Source organism: Streptococcus sp. HMSC10E12 (assembly GCF_001807855.1).
GTDB lineage: Bacteria > Bacillota > Bacilli > Lactobacillales > Streptococcaceae > Streptococcus > Streptococcus salivarius.
Window position 1 is genome coordinate 148693 of sequence record NZ_KV791089.1, and the last position, 18813, is coordinate 167505.

The following is an 18813-nucleotide window of genomic DNA, read 5'->3' on the forward strand; positions in this document are numbered from 1 at the left end:
CTTAAAAAATGAAGTTAAGTTAAAAACTTATAATCTTAGCCTACACTATTTGAAAGGGGTTCACAAAATATTGAACTGAAAATGAGAATGTCTAGCTAAAAACCGAACATTCTTCCATCTGTTGGGCCAAGTGTAAGAGGAGGTCCTCTCTTCCTTTAGCAGCTGTTAATTGAACTCCAAGTGAAAGACCTTGCTCATCCCGATAGACAGGTAAAGAAATTGATGGTTGTCCCGTCAGGTTTGCTTGTTGCGTGAAAGGTGTCCAATCTAAGCTATCCGCAAACATTTCCCAAATAAGTTCCTGTTGCTTTGGCCAGTCAAAATCAGCCATATGTTTGAGTTGATTTTGTAAGTTTTCAGAGAGGGCAAACTGTCCATGCTTAGGTGCCACATCCGCAACTGTTGGTGTCAGAAGAATATCGTAAGACTCATGAAATTTCGCCATCTGATGGCTATACTGATCCCACTGGGCAAGGATTTTAGAGTAAATTTTAGCAGGAATCTTTTGCCCAGATTGGAAAATAGCCCAAGTCATCAACTCCATATCTTCAAAGGTTATCTTCCGTCCTAAACCAGCCTCTATGGAATCAAACATAGCAGCCGTCTCGACACTATTCATGATGTAGTAAGACTGCATAGTTTCAATCCCATTCAAGAGCTGGTCGTTGATTTCATGCACATGATGCCCTAGACTTTCTAATACTCTAGCAGCCTTTTTTGTCGCCGCAATAGCAGATTCTGACACCATACCACCAATAGGAGAGACAGTTGAAAAAGCAATCTTCAAAGGTCTAACTGGTTCTTCTAAAGACACTTTGCTAAGCTTCGGTAGAATAAAGGGACTTTCCATCTGACACGTCTGCATGTGATAGAGCAAGCGTTTTGTATCGCGTACAGTCTTAGTCAAAGCAAACTGGACAGAGGCTCCCTGCCAGCCACGGAAAGAACTAGGACCGACAGGAATCCGTCCTCTTGTAGGCTTTAGCCCGATAAGTCCGTTAAAGGAAGCTGGAATACGGATAGAGCCTCCACCGTCACTAGCTGGTGCCAAGGGAGAAATGCCAGAACTTATAAGAGCTGCCGCACCACCACTTGACCCGCCAGCATTTCGTGTCACATCGTCAGGCAAATTAACAGGACCATGAATCTGAGCATCACTGATATTTTTGAAGCCAAACTCAGGAGTACTAGAACGCCCTAAAATAATAAAGCCCAGTTCCTCAAGTTTCTTAACATAATTATCTGTTTCCATTGCATGATAACTTGTAAATAGGCGAGAACCCGCTGTTGACGGCTCACCAGCTTGCTCTTGACCTAAATCTTTTAGAAAAATCGGAACTCCAGCAAATGGTTTATCTGAAAAGTCTCTAGTTTCTGCTTCTTTCAATGCTTTATCGTAGCGTTGACTGACGATAGCATTGAGTTTAGGATTCGTCCTCTCTGCTTCATGAATGGTAGCCTCCACTAGTTCTTGGGGACTGACCATCTTATTTTGCACGGCTTCAGCCATTGCCGTCGCATCTGACCTCTCATTAATTGTCATCTTCTACTCTCCCTGCTTATCTTTTCCTAAATTATACTAAAAAAAGCGAAACGCCTAAAACGTTCCGCCTTAAATCTTGATAATTAGTCTTGCCAAGTTTCTTGATTTTCTTTGAATTTTTTCAAAAGTTGAAGTCCATCTGCTGTGATGTAGCCTTGAACTTTAGCGACTTTGATCAACTCAGTGTAGTTTGAAAGAGTAACCAATTTCACACCAGCATCCGCAAAGTTTTTCTCAGCTTTTGGCAATTCATAAGTGAAGATAGCCACAACACCGATAACATCAGCCCCTTCACGCTCTGCAGCTGCTACAGCATCAAGTACTGAACCACCAGTTGAAATCAAGTCTTCAACAACAACCATTTTTTCGCCTTTAACCACACGACCTTCGATTTGGTTACCAGCACCGTGATCTTTTGGTTTGCTACGAATGTAGGCAAATGGAAGGTTCATCTTGTCAGCGATAATCGCACCGTGAGGAATACCAGCAGTTGCAGTACCTGCAATCACTTCTACTTCAGGGAATTCTTCCTTAATCTTTTCAACAAAACCATTTTCAATAAGTGTACGAGTTTCTGGGTAAGACAAAGTAATACGGTTGTCTGTGTAGATTGGTGATTTGATTCCTGATGCCCATGTAAATGGTTCTTCAGGTTTAAGGTAAACAGCCTTGATATCGAGCAAGTCAGATGCGATTTGTGTTGCTAATGTCATAATTATTATCCTCCGTAAAGCGTTTTCTATTCTTTATTATAACCTAATTCCATCTATTTTCCTATGAAATAAGGTCTTTTTGAAAATTTATTGACCGTTCCATTGGTCCTTAATGTCATGATAAGCTGCTACTGGATCATCAGCTTGTGTAATTGGACGACCTACAACAATGTAATCTGAACCAATTTGGCGAGCATCGGCAGGTGTCATAACACGTTTTTGGTCACCAACTGCTGCTCCTGCTGGACGAATACCAGGTGTCAAACAAACGAAATCTTCATTTGTTGCGTCTTTGATTTTTGCGACTTCGTGTGCTGAGCAAACAACACCATCAAGACCTGCTTCAGCAGTCTTTTTAGCATAATGAACCACTGATTCTTGAAGTGTCGTTTGGATATTTTGGAAATCATGCATTTGCTCTTCAGAGGTAGAGGTCAACTGAGTTACAGCAATCAAGATTGGACCATCACCCAAGCCTTCACGCGCAGCCTTCATCATTTCCACACCACCAGCCGCATGCACATTAGTCATATCAACGCCAAGATTAGACAAGACACGCATTGCAGATTTGACAGTATTTGGAATATCGTGAAGCTTAAGGTCAAGGAAAACACTATGACCAAGCTCTTTAACGTAGCGTACAATCTCTGGACCAGCCGCATAGTAAAGTTCCATACCAATCTTCACATAGAGCTTTTCATCAGCAGGAAACTTAGTAAGGAAAGCCTTCACATCCTCAAAAGTCGGGAAATCAAGGGCAATAACAGGACGATTTTCTCTCATTTCTTATATCCTTTCACACAAACAACCTCCGCCAGTCAGCGAAGGTTGCACGAAAATAGGGCAGTCCCTACCCTTTAGTGATGCCGTAGCATCTCAGTACACCTTTCTCGCCTCTCTGGACTCGATTAAAGGTTCAGTTCAATTTTTTCTATTATAGCGCTTTTATATAGGATTGTCAAAGGGGGATGAAAGTAATTATACCTTTGTTAAATTCCTTAAAGAAGCTATTCTTATTCTATTTCCCCAACAAGTCTGTTCGAACTTCTTTGCGCAAGTCTTCAAGTGTTGTGATGCCATACTTGTCCATGACTTCAGGGAGACGGTCAATGATTTTAGGGCAAGCATATGGATCTGCGAAGTTGGCTGTTCCAACACCGATGGCTGAGGCACCAGCGATGAACATTTCGATAGCCGCTTCAGCACTGTCAACGCCACCCATACCGATGATTGGAAGGTCTGACGCTAGAGCAACTTGACGGATAAGTTTAAGGGCTACCGGGAAGACAGCTGGCCCTGACATGCCCCCTTGACCATTGGCAATAATTGGTTTACGAGTAGCCAAGTCATAGCGTGTACCAACCAAGGTGTTAATCATAGTGAAGCCTGTCGCACCGGCATCTTCGACTGCTTTGGCGACACTCGTGATGTCAGCCACGCTCGGTGTCAGTTTGACATAGACGGGCACATCAGAGTGAGAGACACTAGCTTTTACTGCTGCATAGGCAAGCTCTGGGACTTGTCCGATAAGAAGGCCGTTATTGCCATGGTCCACGTTTGGACAGGAGATGTTAAGCTCGATAGCTTTGACGTTACTGGCTTTGGAAATCTTGTGGGAAACTTCCGCATATTCTTCGTTAGAAAACCCAGCCACATTGGCAATGATTGGCAGATCAGGATAATGCTCCTGCAACCAAGGGAGTTTTTCTGACAAGACAGCATCAACACCAGGGTTTTGCAAGCCAATGGCATTGAGCATGCCCGATGGTGTTTCTGCCACACGGGGTGTTGGATTACCAAAGCGTGGGTTGGCAGTCGTTGCCTTAATCATGATAGAGCCTAGTTTGTCCAAATCATAATACTTGGCGTACTCTTGCCCAAAACCAAAGCAACCTGATGCTGGAATAATAGGATTTTTCAAATCGAGCCCTGGAAGGCTAATAGCTAAACGATTTTCTGATTTAATCTTTGACATAGGAACCTCCTAGACGATGACTTTTCCGGTAGGGAAGACTGGCCCTTCCTCGCAAACACGAAGATTTTTGGCGTCTGATTCTCCTTTAACGTGAACCACACAGGCATAGCAAGCGCCCATACCACAAGCCATGCGAGCTTCCATAGAAACATAGGCATGAGGATGATTTTCAAACTTGCTATCGACATATTTAAGCATACCTGGAGCTCCGCAACTGTAAACGGCATCTGGAGTCCAGTCGAAACCATCAATAACCGTCGAAACGTAACCCTTGATACCGTATGAACCGTCATCAGTGGTCACATAAACATCACCACAAGCTCTGAGTTTGTCCTCCAAGATGACGGCATCCTTATTGGCAAAACCAATCACAGACACGACTTCCACACCTTTAGCCTTCAACTGTTTAGCCGTCTCAACCAAAGGTGGCACACCGATACCTCCACCAACAAGGAGAGCTTTCTGCCCAGCATCGACAACGGAAATATCAAAACCATTTCCCTGAGGGCCCATAGTATCAATGGTTTGACCAGCTACCATCTTAGACAGTATGGCTGTCCCCTCACGTTCCACACGATAGACAATAGTTGCCTCTTTCTTGTCGTAGTCAATCTCTGAGATAGAAATCGGACGACGAAGGAGCTTACTTGGGTCTGGCACCTTGAGGTGGACGAACTGACCAACCTGCATATCTGCAACCATCTCTCCCTGAAGCACCATCTCGAAAATACGAGGTGCAATCTCACGCTGACTTACAATGGTTAAATCTTCAACTAAAATCATGACAACCCTTTCTAAACTGTAAACTGTCGTCAAAAAAACCTCGCCACATGGCAAGGTCGCACAAAAAATCACAGGAAATCCCCTGCTGTTTCACTCTGTCCGACCTTTCAAGCCTCTCTGGACTCATTTAAAGGTTATTTTGTGATTATTATAACCGTTTTCAAGACGGATGTCAAAGGAGAAAAGAAAAAACCAAAGCTCATAAAATTAAGCTAAGGTCTCTCCAGCCTATAACTAGGCCCTCTGTTAGATACGTTCTCTATCATCTCATAGGGATATATAAATTGTCAACATTCCTAACAAGAGGTGCTAGAGTTCTTGAACAAGAGCCCTAAAAAACATTATTTAAACAATCTGTCGTAAACCATAGTATGAGCCAACTGCTGACCATCACCACCCAACAGATCGACCAAGGCATAAGCAAAGGCTAATGCTGTTCCGGCACCACGACTTGTGACAATATTATCATCAACAACTACCAAGTCAGTTTGATGCTCGCCAGATGCAATTTGTTCTTCTACGCCAGGGAAACATGTGAATTTACGCCCTTCAAGAAGACCAGCACGTTCGAGAACAATTGGTGCAGCACAAATGGCAGCAACGTATTTTCCAGCTTTTGCAGCCTCTTGAAGAGAGGCAATCAAAGTTTCGTTGTCGCGTAGGTTAGTTGATCCAGGCATACCTCCAGGAAGGACCACCAAGTCATAATCCGCAAAATTGCCATCAAATACGCCATCCATAGCGACTTGGATTCCATGTGAGCCAGTTACTGACGCACTTTCAAGTCCAAGCATGCTACAGTCAAATCCTGCTCGGCGGAAGACATCCACTGGGCTCAAGGCTTCGATTTCTTCAAATCCGTCCGCAAATACTACTGCTACTTTTGTCATGATATACCTCCAATTGACTTATCACATGATTCTATTACGCCTTAAATTATAGCAGTTTTATAAGCAGGAAACAAACCATAAAAACGGACTTTGAGCATGAAAAAAGACAGCACAAGGACTGTCTTTGTTATCTTATCTAAACAAACTTGCTAGGATCCACAAGAGATAAATATGGGCTGGGTAGAAAATATAGAAGAAATTCTTGTTACCACTACCACGCTCACCGTTATAGAAAGACATAGGAATCGCAGCAAAGACCATCATCCACTGCACACCTGTCGGATCAAAGAGATGGGCAATCACTGAAATAACAGCTAAGACAATAATTTGAGCGATTCGATTGGTACGGAAAATATAGAATAGCAACCCAAGAATAACCATCACAAAGCCACCCTCAACCATGATAATACTTGGAACAAGTGACAAGATAAAGGCAACAATCTGCACAACGATTGGGTTTGCATGTGGCGTTTCAAATATGCCTGCAAGAATCACAACTGGAATAGACGAAAGAATCGGCAAGAGAAAGACACCAATCCCTTGAATCAACTCCTTGTTCGATTTATCGCGAAGCCCCTTAGCCAACAAATCCCAAGAACAAATAAAAATCCCAGTGATAAAGAAGGTTGAAAAGGCATTGTTGGTTAAACCGATACTACCATTATGAAAAATACTACCAATGATGGCGTTGCCAATAATCATAAACCAACTCATGTAAAGCAGACGCCTGAGAAAAGCCATACGATCATGAGTGTAGTGAAAACTATCAGCAGCAAGAAAGAGGAAAATTGGGAAAGACAGGCGTCCCAACATCGTCAACCATATAGGTGCCCCCATACTCCCGAACATCTGATAGATTTGGTCCAAAAACATAAGTGCAACAGCTAGGTATTTCAAATTAGTCGCATTGCATATCTTTTTAATATCGTTCATTTAATGCTCCTTTAATTTTCAGCATATTAAATGATACCACAAGTCAGATATAAATTCAAAGGTATTCATGGAAATAAAAGACATAACTTTTTAACTATTTTAGCGGAACAATTTTTGTAATAAAGAATGGTTCATAATAATAACAAACTCAATTCCGACTACCCATCCCAAGCATTTCTAGAGGCTTTATGCTATAATGGATAGGCGTTTTATGCTTTATCACAATTAAAAAAACGATTATTGACAATATAAAGAAAGGAAGTACACCATGTCTTTTGACGGCTTTTTTCTTCATCATATGACGGCTGAGTTGCGTGAGCAGGTGCTTTACGGGCGTATCCAGAAGGTTAATCAGCCTTTTGAGCGTGAGTTGGTCTTGACCATTCGTAACAATCGTCAGAATTACAAGCTTCTGCTTTCGGCTCACCCTGTTTTTGGGCGTATTCAGACGACCAAGGCTGACTTGCCAAATCCACAGAATCCAAACACTTATACCATGATTATGCGGAAATACCTTCAGGGAGCGGTTATTGAGGATATCCAGCAGCTGGAAAATGACCGTGTTCTCGAGATTTCCGTCTCTAACAAAAACGAAATCGGTGACAGCGTTAAGGTTACTCTTGTTATGGAGATCATGGGGAAACACTCCAACATTATCCTGATTGACAAGAACGAGAGCAAAATCATCGAGTCTATCAAGCATGTTGGTTTCTCACAAAATAGTTACCGCACTATTCTGCCTGGGTCTGCCTATATTGCTCCTCCTAAGACCGACGCCAAGAATCCTTTCGATATACCAGACGAAAAACTCTTTGAAATCCTACAGACTGAGGATTTGTCAGCTAGAAACCTTCAAAAACTTTTCCAAGGTTTGGGGCGTGACACGGCCAATGAATTGTCAGCCTTACTTGAAACTGATAAACTCAAGAATTTCCGTGCCTTCTTCAATCGTGAAGTAGAGCCAAACTTAACGGCTAAGGCATTTTCAGCTGTAAGCTTCTCTGATAGTCAGGACCAACCTGAGTTTGAAACCTTGTCAGCCCTTTTGGACTACTACTACTTGGACAAGGCGGCGCGTGACCGTGTGGCACAACAGGCTAGTGATTTGATCCACCGCGTGCAAAATGAACTGGAAAAAAACAAGAAAAAGCTTGTTAAACAGGAAAAAGAGCTTGCAGCGACTGAAAATGCTGAGGAGTTCCGTCAAAAAGGTGAACTGTTGACCACCTACCTTAGCATGGTGCCAAACGACAAGGATAGTGTCGAGCTAGACAACTACTACACTGGTGAAAAGATTACAATTCCCCTAAATGTGGCCCTAACGCCTAACCAAAATGCGCAGCGTTACTTCAAGAAATACCAGAAACTCAAGGAAGCTGTTAAGCACTTGACTGGTTTGATTGAGGAAACCAAACAGACCATTGATTATTTAGAAAGTGTTGAATTCAGTCTTTCTCAAGCCAATATGGATGAAATCGAAGATATTCGTGAGGAGCTTGTTCAGGCTGGGTTTATGAAGCGACGTTCAACTGACAAACGTCACAAACGTAAGAAACCTGAACAGTATTTAGCTTCTGATGGCAAGACCATTATCATGGTTGGTCGTAACAACCTGCAAAATGAGGAGTTGACCTTCAAGATGGCTAAAAAAGGGGAGCTCTGGTTCCACGCCAAGGATATCCCAGGTAGTCACGTGGTCATCAAGGACAATCTTAACCCAACTGACGATGTCAAGACCGATGCGGCTGAATTGGCAGCCTACTATTCTAAGGCTCGTCTATCAAACTTGGTTCAAGTGGATATGATTGATGTGAAGAAACTCAACAAACCTACGGCTGGTAAGCCTGGATTTGTAACTTATACTGGGCAAAAGACCTTACGTGTCACACCGACTGAAGAAAAAATCGATAGCATGAGGATGAAGTAAACTACTTTATAAAATCAAACTCTCTTGTTGCTGATACAAGAGAGTTTTTCTATGTCGTAAACTAAGTAGGTTAGTTTCAGAAATGAATGATTTTTTCTTCTAGTTTTCATTACATTTTTCCGACGACTATGATAAACTATAAGGGTAATTACCAATATTAAAGGAGACTTTCAGTATGAAGGCTCTTATGTCATATACGAGTTCTGTTTTAGAATGGTTAGGGCGCTATGTGGGGCTCTTAGTCTTCGGCATATTATTTGTGACTGCTTTGCTCATTCGCACGACCATGATGACGGGATACTTTGAGTGGGCAGAGATTAGTAGCGTGCCCTGGTATGTTTATGTTTCAGGTGGTGTCATTCTGCTTTTGACACTTCTCTGGCGCAAAATCTTAAAGGAACTGACAACAAAGCAGATTTTCATCTTTTTTTCCGTTTGCTTTATGATTTTTGGCCTACTTTTGATTTTTCTGACGAGTTTTGCTGGACGAGACGATGCAGGTACTGTCTTTAAAGGGGCGGTCCAGTTTAATGCTGGCAACTTCTCCTTAATTAAACCAGGAGCCTACTTCTACCGCTATCCTCATCAGTTGGGATTGCTTAGTTTTGAACGCCTGGTTCTCTATCTGATTCCTTTGCCGGTCATCTCGGTTTTCTATGTATTGAATCTTGGCATGGTCATTGGTATGAACTATGCGACATGGAAAATCACGGATGAACTGTTTACGAAACCGTTAGTCAGTCGTTTGGCTGTCATCATGAGCTTCGGTTTCTTGCCTCTAGTCTTTAACATTATGTTTGCTTACGGGCTCATGTATGGGTTGTTCTTTTCTAGTTTTGCCATTCTCTTCTTTCTACGTTACTTAAGGCGTGGTAAGGCTAGGAATGCGATTCTTTCGGTGGTCATGCTATCATTGGCTTACTGGGTAAGAAGCAATAATATTATTCTCATTATTGCATTATCTGGTATTTTGATACTAATGACTCTCAGAGAGAAACGTTACCGCTATTTACTTTTGGTTTTGGCTTTCTTTGCCTTTCCGATGAGCTTGCATAAAGCGACAACCAGTTACTATGAGATTACCACTCATCAAAAAATTTCTGGAACACCTCAGATTGCTTGGTTGGCCATGGGCTTACAGGACAAACCCGATTCTAAACGAATGCCAGGATGGTATACCGGTTATGTCCGTGACATTTACGCTAAGAAAAAGGGCAATATCGAAAAGATTGAAAAAAGCGCCAATCATCTTTTTGATAAGCGTGTTCAATACCTCCTATCACATCCCGATGAGGCCAGTTGGTTTTTCAGAACCAAGTTTATCAGCTCCTGGACAGAGGGAAGCTTCCAGTCCATCTGGAACGGTCCAAGTAAAGACAAGTTTCAGCCTTTGTGGAATAGGTTTGCGACCTCTATCTATCACGATGGGACCCTGCATCTCTTTTTTGTGACCTATATGCAAGGCTATCTCCTAGTCCTATATCTTGGTGGTGCGTTCTACTATGCTTTCACTTATAAACGAATGGGAGATGGAGCAACACTGGGCCTCTATGCCTTCCTTTATCTCTTCGGTGGCATCCTCTTTCACCTCATATCAGAGACTAAGAGCCAGTACACCCTACCTTATATTTACTTACAAATTCCAATGATTGCGGCGGGTTACAATCATATGACACAAATACTTAGCCGCTATCTAAAAAATATGCAAAAGTCATCCTAGGATGGCTTTTTAACATTGTTTCACAATTACAATCTTGCTATAATAAGTCTATGAAAAATGCGTCAGTTGATCTTTTACGAGGCCCAATTCTGAGGTCTCTTTTAATCTTTGCTCTACCAATTCTGATATCCAATATTTTCCAGCAACTCTACAATACTGCGGATGTCATGATTGTGGGTCGTTTTCTAGGTCCAGATGCCTTGGCTGCTGTGGGAGCTTCTTCTGCTATTTTTGATTTAGTTATCGGATTTGCTCTTGGCGTTGGAAATGGTATGGGTGTTGTTATCGCACGTTACTATGGTGCTCAAGACTACAGGAAACTTCGACAGTCTGTGGCGGCCACTGTTGTCATCGGTCTAGGCTTAAGTGCCTTGGTTATGATTCTAGGACATTTTGGTCTCTATCCTTTGCTTAGATTTTTAGGAACGCCCTCTTCTATTATCGGGCAATCTTACCAGTATATTTCTATGATTGTTTCCTGTGTTGGAGTAACTTTGGGTTATAATCTGTGTGCAGGACTCCTCAGAGCGGTTGGGGATAGTCTTACCGCCCTCTATTTTCTGATTTTTTCAGCTCTAGTCAATATTGTTTTAGACCTTTTCTTTATTACACAACTCCATCTTGGTGTTCAATCAGCAGGCTTAGCGACAATTATCTCACAGGGACTTTCAGCTATCCTCTGTCTGTACTATATTAAGAAAAAAGTGACCTTCCTTCTACCAAGCAAGTCAGACTTTGTTCTTGATTCAAGTCTTTATTTGGACCTCTTTGGACAAGGAATGGCCATGGGACTTATGAATTCCATTGTTTCGATTGGGACTGTGACCTTACAATATGCCATTAACGGTTTTGGACCTCTTATCATCAGTGCTCAGGTTGCAGCAAGGCGTATCATGTCTTTCGCAGTTCTCCCTTTGACCTCACTTGCTGCTGGGGTGACCACCTTTACCTCTCAGAACTTCGGTGCCAAACAGTTTAAGCGCATAGTAGCTGGGTTAAAGCAATCTTGTCTTGTTTCTATAACTTGGTCTGTCATAGCTTGTGTCCTCCTCTATGTAGCAAGCCCCTTCTTAGCTAGTCTTATCTCTGGTTCAGATAATGCTGTGATTATTGATAATGCTAGTCGCTACCTTCGTATCAGTTCTCTCTTTTATCCTATTTTAGGAATGCTCTTCATCTTTAGAAATAGTCTGCAGGGTCTAGGTAAGAAACTGACACCTTTAACCTCTAGTTTCATTGAGCTTTTGGGAAAAATTCTTTTTGTTCTTTTGGTCATTCCTTCTATGGGCTATCTTGGCGTTATCCTATGCGAGCCCTTGATTTGGATCCCCATGACCATTCAGCTCTATTTTGCCTTAAGAAAACATATTAAACGCTTGTTTGTCACTTAAACTTTTTTGAACATAAAAAAACGACCGTCATGGTCGTTTTTAGTTTAATTTAATCCCCATTCATCAGAGATTTGTTTCATAATAGCTTCTTGGGAGACAATCCCAAAGCCCAGCATGTAAGTTGAGTAATCAGCATAGATGACCTTGTTATTTTGAACAGCCTTAAGGCTAGTCCAGACAGGGCTATTTTTAAGTTTGTTATCTAGGAGTTCTTGAGAATCTGCTTGAACAATCAGGAGGTCCGGATTAATGTCTTTTAGTTTATCTGGATCGATAACTTGGAACATATCATCTGGATTGAAGGTTTCCGCTCGATTGAAATGATAAGTATCATAGAGATAACCAAAATGCCCGTAAGCATAATAACGGATGTCATTGTCAGTCACGCGCAGATACATGAGTTTTTGGTTGCCAAACTTGGCTTTGACATTCTCCGCGAAAACGGCCTCCCTAGCATCCAATCTATCGAGGTCCTTCTTCATCTCATCACGTTTATCAAAGATTTCTGCCACCTTAAGAGAGGTTTCATGATAGTCCCAATTTTCATCGGTGTTGATTTGGTAGCCAACAGTCGGTGCAATTTCAGACAGCTCCTCGTAGAGGTCTTCCTGCTCGCCTGTCATAAGGATTAAATCAGGTTTTAACTCAGCAATCTTATCCAAATCTGGATTGCCCTGCCAACCAACTGAAACCACTTTTGCATCCTTGTATTGTTTCTTAAAGAGAGTTGAAAATTCTTGACTATCAGCTCGACCAGTTGTCGCACCTACAGGAGTGATATCGAGAGGATCCAAGATTTCACCATAGAGGTTGTCGAGGATAACGATACGTTTTGGAGCTTTTTTCAACTCTGTCGTACCAAAATCATGGACAATCGTCTTCTCCTTAAAAGTCTGACTTGTTTTATTTGACTCTGCATTATGTCCAGACGTCATGTCTGGCAAGTAATACAGTAAAAGACCAGAAATGATGGCCATAATAGCTAATAAATAAAGAAGATTTATTTTTTTCATGACAACTCCTCGATAAGATCGGATTAAATCGTTACTTTAAAGTTATCTTAAAACTTCTTTAATGTCAATCACTTATTGATTCGTTCAAGCCTATATTTTTGATTATATTGTTTTGATACTTCAAACAATCCTACATTAGGATGCTTAACCCTAATAACAATCTTTTAGTTATCTGAACTGTGTTATAATGATAGGTAACATTGGAGGGAAATTATGTTAGATCAGCTTTCATTTAAAGGACAATGGCGACAGTATCAACAACGTGTTCTTGATAAATCAGAAAGTTTTATGGATGATGGAAAGATTCACTTGGTCGCTGCTCCTGGCTCTGGAAAAACGACCTTAGGAATTGAATTCATACGGCGTTTTGGTAATCCAACTTTAATTCTAGTTCCGACAGTTACTATCCGCCAACAATGGGTGGACCGGATCAAACAAGCTTTTTTAAGTGATGCTAACCAAGCAGAACAACTCATTTCACAAGACTTAAAGAGGCCTAAAATGATTACGGTTGCGACTTATCAGGCATTACATAGTGCCATGAACCAAGTTGTTGGTGATAGTCTTATCGAAGACACAGATGATACAGCTCAACAAGAGCATTTTAATTTTCAAGATTTCGATATCCGAAAAACATTTGAGGATAAAGATTTAGGGACTCTTTGTTTGGATGAGTGCCATCATTTAAGAAATGAATGGTGGAAGAGTTTAGAGATTTTTCGTAAATCCTTTCCTAAAATTAAGATGATTTCCTTGACAGCGACCCCTCCATACGAAGGAGAACCTGCTCTTTGGGAGCGTTACATCAGCATGTGTGGTGAGATTGATGAAGAAATTACAGTGCCTGAACTGGTTAAGGAAGGGACGCTCTGTCCTCACCAGGACTATGTCTACTTCGCCTTTCCAACTAAGGAAGAACGAACACAATTAGATCAGTTTGAAAAGCAGAAACTTAACTTTCTAACTAAACTGTCTACAGATATGAACTTCTCAAACACCATTCAGTCTAGTCCGGCACTAAGAAACCAAATTAGCGATGATGACCTATTGGCTAATCCTAAATATCTTTCCGCTATTCTGATTTTTTTACGGTCTAAAGAATTACCTTTTCCTCAACGTTTTCAAGAACTTCTCGCTGCAAAAACCTTGCCAACTTTTACGCTTGAGTGGTTTGAAACCTTGCTTAATGGCATTATTTTTCAGGTTCCAAATTGGTTTGGATTTACTGAGGAAGCCTTAAACCAATTGAAAAGTGACTTGAAAGCAAACGGTCTTATCGAAAGAAATCAAGTTAAACTTATCCGGAATAAGAAGCAAGATGTCTTGCTCAATCAATCATTGGGAAAACTCAATGCTGTTAGAGATATTTTTAAGGCAGAATACCAGGCTCTAGGAAGTAATCTTCGTCAACTTGTTTTGACAGACTTTATACGTAAGGATTTTCAAATTCATCTAGGTGATAACAATGCACAGTTTACTCAACTAGGTGTTCTCTCTTACTTTGAATCTATTCGTAGAGAAATAATTGAACAGTCTTGGACAGTACCTGTAGCTGTATTGACAGGAAGTTTAGTGATTATTCCAACTTCAGCTAAAGAACATCTAGAGCGACTCATTCCTAATTCTCGTTTATCCTATGATGTTATTGGACAGTTGAGCCAAGAGGACTATCTTAAGGTCAGTATTTCTGGTTCCTATCATGATTTGGTTACAGCCCTTACTCAGCTTTTCCAAGATGGGTATATCCAAGTGATTATTGGGACAAAGTCTTTATTGGGCGAAGGTTGGGATGCACCTTGTGTTAACTCACTTATTTTAGCTAGTTTTGTTGGAAGTTTCATGCTAAGCAATCAGATGCGAGGCCGTGCCATCCGTGTCTGGCCTGATAATCCTAATAAAACGAGTAATATCTGGCATTTAGTTTCTATTAATTTATCACCAAAGAAATGGTTTGAAATTCAAAATGCCGAAGAAAAATATGACGAGACATTAGAGCTACAGTTATATGGACTTAGTCCTGACCTAGACTTGTTAGATAGGCGTATGACACAGTTTCTAGGTCTGCATTATACAGAGCTCACTATCGAATCAGGCATTGATCGCCTTGACCTCAATCAAATAACTTTTAGTCAAAAGGGTCTAGAAAAACTTAATCAAAATGCCATTACACTTTCTCAAAAACGTCAGGAGCTTAAGGACCGTTGGCAAGAAGCTCTACCGCTTAACGAAGACATGGAAGTTGCTAATGAGGTTGAAGTCGACAAACAATTTTTACCGTTAGCATACCTTAATGATTGGATGAAGGCCTTTCTTATTTTCCAAGCCTTTGCTGCCACTTATTTTATCATTGATGTAACAAGATACTTTATTGTTGGAAAGCCGTTTGTTCATAGTCTACCGATATTATTACTTGCGCTTCTTCTACTGGCCGTCTTCTGGGGAAGATATTTTATCTATAGGAGTCCCTATAAACGTTTGGAAACTTTTGGTAAAGCTATCCACCAAGCCCTTCTTGATTCAGGTCAGATTGAGACTGAAGAGTCTGCTCCTAGAGTGGTAAAAGATAGTAAACAGGCGATTTATAACGCTATCTATCTCAAGGGTGCTACCATGAGGGAGAAAGAAATCTTTGCTCAGGCTTTGACTGAGTTTTTCGCTCCTATCGAAAATCAACGCTATATCTTAAAGTCTTGTCACAAGGTGAAAGATCAAACCGAATTTTTTGCCGTTCCAAGTATGTTTGAAAAGCGTAAGGCAGATGCAGAGTCTTTCCTCCGACACATCCAAAAAAGTGTAGGAAAATATAACCTCATTTATACGCGAAGTGTTCAAGGTCGTCCTATTCTTCTGGAAGCTCGTATCAAAGCACTTGGAAATAAGCAAGAACGTACCGTTACACATAAAAAAGTTATGTCAACTTTAGAATGATAAATAGACCTAACCACTTAAACCGTTTTTATCATGTTATAATAAACCAACGACACTATATTGGAGAATTCTATGACACTCACACACATTTTTTTCGACCTTGATGGTACTCTAGTTGATAGTTCTGAGGGAATCCACAATGGTTTTGTTCAAACCTTTGAAAGACTAGGCCTCCCTGTTCCTAGTGATCAGAAAATTCGTACCTTTATGGGACCACCTCTCGAGGTAACCTTTAAAGAAGAGATTAGCGAAGAAGGTGCTGACCAAGCTGTCAAAATTTATCGTGACTATTATGAGACTAAAGGACAATTGGAGGCTCACCTCTATGATGGCATAAAAGAAATCCTTCAACAGCTTAGTCAAGATCCTAGCAAGAAAATCTTTATCACAACTTCAAAAAATGAACCTATTGCTCTGGAGATGTGCAAACACCTTGGAATTACTGAATATTTTGATGGCATTTATGGATCTACTCCTACTGCCTTTCATAAGGCTGATGTCTTGCAGCGTGCCATTACTGAAAATCAAGCACCTAAAGACCAGTCGGTCATTGTTGGTGATACCAAGTTCGACTTGATTGGTGGAAAAACGGTTGGCATCAAAACAATAGCGGTGACCTGGGGATTTGGGAAAAACGAAACCCTTTTGGCAGAAAAACCTGATTTTATTGCAGATACCACCCAAGAACTTTGGGATATTTTGAAATAATAATTTACATCTAAAAAGAGCACGATTATATAGTCATGCTCTTTTTTCGTCTATCGAATCAAAATTACATCTGAACAATGATATCCAAGCAAAGCTTCAAAGCCTTATCAAAAGCCTCTGAACCCCAATCTCGTTGATCGTAATTGTCTATATCTGCAAGGGAATCTGCCGTAAAGAGAAGTAAGCCCCAAATAGCTCCACGAAATTGAGCAACTGCTGCTAGTGCAGCACATTCCATCTCAACTACGCTACAGCCCTCTTCAATACGATAGTAAATCTTGTCTGGTGTCTCCCTATAAAAGCCATCTGTCGACCAGGTCATGACCTCTTCATAGGGGATCTTCTTTTGCTTTAACGTTTTCTCAATGGCTCCAAGAGCTTTTTCATTCATGTCTATATAGCGAGATGGCGCAACATAGTGGTAACTTGCACCTTCATCTCGCAAAGCTCTCGTCGGAATCAAAAAAACATTCTCTGGCATATCTACCAAGACACCACAAGTTCCAGTTGATATGATTTGCTTTACACCATAACCAATTAGCCAATCCATAAATTGTGCAGCTGCAGCTGATCCAACTGGAGCTTGAGCTAAGCAAATCTCCTCCCCGTTGTAAGTCATGACATAAACAGGATAGGTTTTGGTTGCAGAGACAAATTCACCAACTTTTTCAGCGCCAACAGAAGTCGCATAGCGATCGACTTCTTCCTCTAAAAAGCCGTAAACACACCTAGGCGGCAAGTCCAAACCTAAATCCTCATGGGTCGGCATAATCACAGCCTGAGGATTGTCATCAAACTCTAAAATTGGGATTTCATGTTTGTGTATCATCTGTTACCTCCTAAGTTTTAAGAATTATTATATCAAAAAATGCAAACTGATTATATGATTTCATAAAATATTTTAGCTTATAATCAAGGAAAATAGATTATTAAATCATAACACCTAAAAAAAGACATGAATCTGTTTTAGTCAGAAATATGTCTTTTTTGTGTTCTATTCAAGAAAGATTATTTCAATCAGCTTTTATTGTCTCACGAAAACCTCTGATGTTAAGTACCTATTCACAATACTCTGAAATAACCTCTCCTAGCCACTTTTTAAAAGGCTCGTGAGTAGGAGGATTCTTAAAAATAACAAGTAAATAGAATTTATAACTTTTCTTCATCTCCTCATCTTTAATCATCATCATCTAGTACTAGATTCTCATCTTCATAAAAAACGACCTTACCATCTTTTACTTTAAAAGAATAACTGATTGAATCATGATCCCCATCCTTGGTATTAGAATAAAAGAAATTATATTTACCATTCGGAAGATCACTAGCATCTAACTTTTTAGCCACATCTTTCATATCTTGTTCTTTGACTGATGCATTACCATCAATAAAAATAGTCATATAAACCAACTCTTGATCTATCAAGGTTTGGTATGGAATTTGATAGTAACCTGCAAAGTCCTTCTTACCTTCCTTAAGATTTTCTGAAGCAATTGTATCTAGTATTTTCTCCTTTTCATCATGACTGAAGTTAGGTAGAAAACTAAAAAAGTTAATAGGAATACCGAGTTTTTGTTTCTTCAATTGTTTTTCAATATTCTTCTCAACTTTTTGGACAGATTTCTGCTCCAAAAAAGATTCCTTATAGTGTAAAAATTTAATACTTTCATAAGAATCAGGTGAGCTGTCTTCATGAATAGCCCCATTATTCTCTTCCAATTTTATCGTTTGGCCATCGTAGGTTTCCTCAGAATAGGTATAAGATACATGATAAGTTGGTATTTCTAAGGCTGTCCAATATAAGTCAGTGATGGTAACTTTACCATGAAGACCCACTTTATTACAATCTTCGATGATGATTCGCTTAATTTTTATGTAATCACTAGGCATCATCACCTTGCAACCCGTCAAAACCAAAACTGATAGCAGCAAGGGAATCAAGAATAGAATGCGATAGATTTTCTTTTTCATAGCTCTACCTCCATTATGTAACTAAAGAAAGATTAGCAACTGGTAAAATCCATTTTCTGAATATCTGTATAACATTACTAAATTAATGTAAACGATTACATTCTTCATCTTTATTTTAACACCCTTTTCAAGAAAAGTCAGGTAAAATAGGATTCCTACTTTCCCTTCTTTTTTCTGCCTATCCGACCATTGTCATCTCCATCGCAACTGTGATGACCTTAGCAATGGAAGTTTATTTTACGTATTTTTATATGACCCAAACCAAGAAATTTTCAAGTCCGGATTGGGATTTATATAACAAAAATTCTAGTAGATGATTTC

Annotated in this window: 15 protein-coding genes; 5 read left to right on the plus strand and 10 right to left on the minus strand. The window is 40.3% G+C overall.

Annotation, left to right across the window (positions count from 1 at the left end):
* Positions 1 to 91: 91 nt before the first annotated feature.
* The 7 genes from HMPREF3112_RS05450 to HMPREF3112_RS05480 form a co-directional block, all read right to left on the minus strand.
* The gene (locus tag HMPREF3112_RS05450) at positions 92 to 1543 is read right to left on the minus strand and encodes an amidase (protein ID WP_048675763.1); all 1452 of its coding nucleotides are present in this window, start codon (positions 1541 to 1543) and stop codon (positions 92 to 94) included.
* 83 nt (positions 1544 to 1626) lie between these two features.
* Entirely contained in the window at positions 1627 to 2256 is a 630-nt protein-coding gene (pyrE, locus tag HMPREF3112_RS05455; protein WP_002885126.1) for an orotate phosphoribosyltransferase, read from the minus strand.
* Positions 2257 to 2343: 87 nt separating this feature from the next.
* Positions 2344 to 3039, minus strand: a complete 696-nt coding sequence (gene pyrF / locus HMPREF3112_RS05460; protein WP_070438565.1) for an orotidine-5'-phosphate decarboxylase — start codon at positions 3037 to 3039, stop codon at positions 2344 to 2346.
* A gap of 235 nt (positions 3040 to 3274) precedes the next feature.
* The gene (locus tag HMPREF3112_RS05465) at positions 3275 to 4231 is read right to left on the minus strand and encodes a dihydroorotate dehydrogenase (RefSeq protein ID WP_070438568.1); all 957 of its coding nucleotides are present in this window, start codon (positions 4229 to 4231) and stop codon (positions 3275 to 3277) included.
* A 9-nt stretch (positions 4232 to 4240) separates the two neighbouring features.
* The gene (locus HMPREF3112_RS05470; protein WP_070438571.1) at positions 4241 to 5014 is read right to left on the minus strand and encodes a dihydroorotate dehydrogenase electron transfer subunit; all 774 of its coding nucleotides are present in this window, start codon (positions 5012 to 5014) and stop codon (positions 4241 to 4243) included.
* Between the two features lie 341 nt (positions 5015 to 5355).
* The gene (locus tag HMPREF3112_RS05475; RefSeq protein WP_070438574.1) at positions 5356 to 5904 is read right to left on the minus strand and encodes a DJ-1 family glyoxalase III; all 549 of its coding nucleotides are present in this window, start codon (positions 5902 to 5904) and stop codon (positions 5356 to 5358) included.
* 132 nt (positions 5905 to 6036) lie between these two features.
* Positions 6037 to 6837 (minus strand): TraX family protein, encoded by an 801-nt coding sequence (locus HMPREF3112_RS05480; RefSeq protein WP_070438577.1) that lies wholly within the window; start codon positions 6835 to 6837, stop codon positions 6037 to 6039.
* Between the two features lie 268 nt (positions 6838 to 7105).
* On the opposite strand from HMPREF3112_RS05480, the gene HMPREF3112_RS05485 reads away from it, so the two are divergent.
* From HMPREF3112_RS05485 to HMPREF3112_RS05495, 3 genes are all read left to right on the plus strand, one after another.
* Positions 7106 to 8764: an Rqc2 family fibronectin-binding protein gene (locus HMPREF3112_RS05485; protein ID WP_070438580.1), complete on the plus strand. Its 1659-nt coding sequence runs from the start codon at positions 7106 to 7108 to the stop codon at positions 8762 to 8764.
* 175 nt (positions 8765 to 8939) lie between these two features.
* Complete coding sequence (locus tag HMPREF3112_RS05490) at positions 8940 to 10484, plus strand: hypothetical protein (protein WP_070438583.1); 1545 nt, start codon at positions 8940 to 8942, stop codon at positions 10482 to 10484.
* 50 nt (positions 10485 to 10534) lie between these two features.
* Entirely contained in the window at positions 10535 to 11875 is a 1341-nt protein-coding gene (locus tag HMPREF3112_RS05495) for an MATE family efflux transporter (protein ID WP_070438584.1), read from the plus strand.
* Positions 11876 to 11919: 44 nt separating this feature from the next.
* Here HMPREF3112_RS05495 and HMPREF3112_RS05500 read toward each other — a convergent pair whose 3' ends face one another.
* Positions 11920 to 12888 carry an ABC transporter substrate-binding protein gene (locus tag HMPREF3112_RS05500; RefSeq protein WP_037599896.1) on the minus strand — a complete coding sequence of 323 codons (969 nt, stop codon included), beginning with the start codon at positions 12886 to 12888 and terminating at the stop codon, positions 11920 to 11922.
* Positions 12889 to 13101: 213 nt separating this feature from the next.
* On the opposite strand from HMPREF3112_RS05500, the gene HMPREF3112_RS05505 reads away from it, so the two are divergent.
* Positions 13102 to 15816: a DEAD/DEAH box helicase family protein gene (locus HMPREF3112_RS05505; protein ID WP_022496315.1), complete on the plus strand. Its 2715-nt coding sequence runs from the start codon at positions 13102 to 13104 to the stop codon at positions 15814 to 15816.
* A 72-nt stretch (positions 15817 to 15888) separates the two neighbouring features.
* Positions 15889 to 16524: an HAD hydrolase-like protein gene (locus HMPREF3112_RS05510; RefSeq protein WP_048675727.1), complete on the plus strand. Its 636-nt coding sequence runs from the start codon at positions 15889 to 15891 to the stop codon at positions 16522 to 16524.
* A gap of 64 nt (positions 16525 to 16588) precedes the next feature.
* Here the strand turns inward: HMPREF3112_RS05510 and HMPREF3112_RS05515 are convergent, their stop codons facing one another.
* Both HMPREF3112_RS05515 and HMPREF3112_RS11655 read right to left on the minus strand, forming a co-directional pair.
* Entirely contained in the window at positions 16589 to 17353 is a 765-nt protein-coding gene (locus tag HMPREF3112_RS05515; RefSeq protein ID WP_048675724.1) for a nucleoside phosphorylase, read from the minus strand.
* Positions 17354 to 17700: 347 nt separating this feature from the next.
* Positions 17701 to 18492: a hypothetical protein gene (locus HMPREF3112_RS11655; protein ID WP_239682174.1), complete on the minus strand. Its 792-nt coding sequence runs from the start codon at positions 18490 to 18492 to the stop codon at positions 17701 to 17703.
* Positions 18493 to 18813: the final 321 nt, after the last annotated feature.